The sequence below is a fragment of the Peribacillus sp. SIMBA_075 genome, assembly GCF_046534585.1.
In genome coordinates, this window is the sequence record NZ_JAWRYN010000405.1 from 1 (window position 1) to 287 (window position 287).

1 protein-coding gene is annotated in these 287 nt (G+C 40.1%); it reads right to left on the reverse strand.

Translation table 11 applies throughout. The features are described from left to right. Positions 1–287: peptide chain release factor-like protein (locus tag SB775_RS28785; protein ID WP_410864608.1), on the reverse strand; the 287-nt coding region annotated here is incomplete at both ends.

Sequence of the window (287 nt, forward strand, 5' to 3'; positions counted from 1 at the left end):
GCTTCTTGTCTAAACTTATCATAAACACGTGCGCGTAATACTGTCATCGCTTTTTCTTTATTCTTAATTTGTGATTTCTCATCCTTACAAGATACAACTACACCAGTCGGTAAATGAGTTAAACGTACCGCTGACATCGTTGTATTAACACTTTGTCCACCAGGACCACTAGAAGCAAACGTATCACCACGCACATCCTTTTCATGAATACTACTTTCTACTTCTTCTGCCTCTGGCAATACAGCTACAGTTGCTGTAGATGTATGAATACGTCCACCAGATTCCGT